The 2,127-nt window shown below is 54.7% G+C and carries 3 protein-coding genes; all 3 read left to right on the plus strand.

Going from position 1 to position 2,127, the window contains the following annotated elements; genetic code table 11:
• Positions 1-161 precede the first annotated feature (161 nt).
• Positions 162-377 (plus strand): hypothetical protein, encoded by a 216-nt coding sequence (locus tag ACOSYY_RS15550; RefSeq protein WP_421663510.1) that lies wholly within the window; start codon positions 162-164, stop codon positions 375-377.
• 165 nt (positions 378-542) lie between these two features.
• The gene (locus ACOSYY_RS15555; RefSeq protein ID WP_421663511.1) at positions 543-956 is read left to right on the plus strand and encodes a hypothetical protein; all 414 of its coding nucleotides are present in this window, start codon (positions 543-545) and stop codon (positions 954-956) included.
• Positions 957-960: 4 nt separating this feature from the next.
• Positions 961-1,371, plus strand: coding sequence for a hypothetical protein (locus tag ACOSYY_RS15560; protein WP_421663513.1), 411 nt, complete (start codon positions 961-963; stop codon positions 1,369-1,371).
• Positions 1,372-2,127 lie beyond the last annotated feature (756 nt).

The following is a 2,127-nucleotide window of genomic DNA, read 5'->3' on the forward strand; positions in this document are numbered from 1 at the left end:
CGGGGGCATAGGAGAGCCTGGCCTCGACAGAGATCGGCGTGCCTACGCCCATTGCGTGCGAAGCATTTTGAGGGGAGAGGCCGAAAACTAGCCGTGTCGACCCTTGACAGTCAAGACAGTTGCTGACCCTATATTCTGCCCGACCCTATATTCTGCCCCTGGTGAAGCTCTCCGTCCACGCGATCAACGGAGCGCCACAGTTTCGGAGTCTCTATTATCGGGTGGCGAAGAAGCATGGCCGAAACGTGGGCCGGGTGGCGGTGGCGCGGGCCATGTTGAAGACGATCTATGCGAGGGTCACGAAGCAGGAGGCGTTTCGCCCGCTCGAGCGGGCGAAGGGTACCCCCGGTCAGCGCCCTGGGGTCATGGTCGGCTGACCGCACGCGGTGAGCCAGATCCGAAATGCCTGATTGCGCGACCGAGGTCCCATTTCATCCTGGGCTATCGAGCCCGCATACGTGACTGACATCCTAGTCCACGGACAGGCCCGTCCCGTGAGACTCGTGAAAGAACCTGATCGCGAACGGGCGAGGTGCGGCCACTTGACAAACTTTTTCATACGTGACCCCGAACAGATCCTGACCCCGAACAGATCTGACGTGTTGCTTTTTACTGATGGTCCGAATTTTGGCTTCAAGGCTGGAATGGCTATGGGACAGATCGTCGCTTCCCGGAATCTTGGCCCTGCCTCTGTTCCTAGTGTGGAGACTCGGATCGATGGCGGACAAGCTTCCGGGATGGGTAAAGCCTTCAACGCTTACTGTTTCATGCTGCTTGCCGTTTGGTACTTCTTTTTGCGATCGCGAAGAATTTCCTGCCGAGCTTCATCGCCGGTTATGAAGCTGGTAGGTTGTCTGTTCCCCAGCGGTAACGAAAGAAACAGCGGGGGTGAATCAATGCTGTTCCCCGTGCTTTGCTACCAGACCCCATACCTATTTGACAAGCTTACAGCATGACCAAATGACTTACAGCTATTTGCAAGTGACAACGCTGGTGCTTACTTGCGAATCTGCATTATTTCTGCTCAAAGGCAATTTTTGGCTCACACCTCAAGCTATTGCAGTTTTATCTCAACCGTTTTGGGACAACAATCCGTTCATTGTTGAATCACTCGCAAATCAGTATGGGGACACTCGGATTGGAGCAATCCTCCTGATTCTCGCTTTCCTGGTCCAAATTATTGCTCTCGGAAGAGGTCCAATGATCGATGACATTGGACCAACTCCAAAATGGATCCTCATGTCTTCACTGATCGCGGGTGCGGCTATTTTCTTAGTTTGTTGGTGGACATCCTATACAATCTCCGACCATATAAGCAGCGACGTTAGGAAAATATTCTCTGATATCCGAGCGCGCGAATCCACTCCCTAGGAGCCGTTGAGGTCGGCAAACGGGAGTCATTCCCGAGCCGATTCAATTCTAAGAGTTGATCGCTGTGGCTGTTCCTCTTTCACCATGGTAGAGACTTCCAGTCGCCAAGCAAGTTCTGGCTTCTCGCCCTTACCCATCAAGGCCAGCGGGGGAAATCTCGACTGCGCCTATCGAACGAGCACCGCCGGATAAGGACCATTCAAATTGATCCGGTGTGCTTACTGCCGGCACAAGCGATTATCCCAGCCGATTCCGCCGTCTGAGATGCGCCCAGCTTTGGGCGTGAGTCTTGGCTTTGCTTTGGTCAAAAGTTTGCTCCCGAGCTTCCGCTATTTGAGCGAGTGCTCGATCGACTTCCTCTTCGGCTTTCCCTTCTCGGGCGCTTATCCGGTCTGATTTCCTCATATTTTCATCGGCTGGAACGGATGCGCGGTGAGGGGACAGAGCCATGGCAGGAGTTGCCGAGGCGATAGCGCCACCAATCGCGATCGCACCGCCATGCGCCGCCGCCCCGCAGTGTTATAGGAGCACTCGGCTAGACAGAAAAACTCGCAAGAGCCGTCCAGGTTCGCTGCATGATGGCGTGACCGAACCCGTGCACCGTTCGTCAGCCGGCCACCTTTAGTCTTCCAGCGTCGAAATATCCCCCGCGTACGGGCCTTGGCCTCAGAAGGTGATTCAGCAAGTGCCCGTGACTCCACCGGCGGCTTCACGATAGTTGCATTTTTGCAATTGTTGTCGGATAGTGAATGTTAG

The sequence above is a fragment of the Nitrospira sp. BLG_2 genome, from assembly GCF_049222245.1.

What these genes read in the sequence shown, in the direction of transcription:
- ACOSYY_RS15560 (WP_421663513.1), top strand. Translation starts at nt 961, where the DNA reads ATGACTTACAGCTATTTGCAAGTGACAACGCTGGTGCTTACTTGCGAA.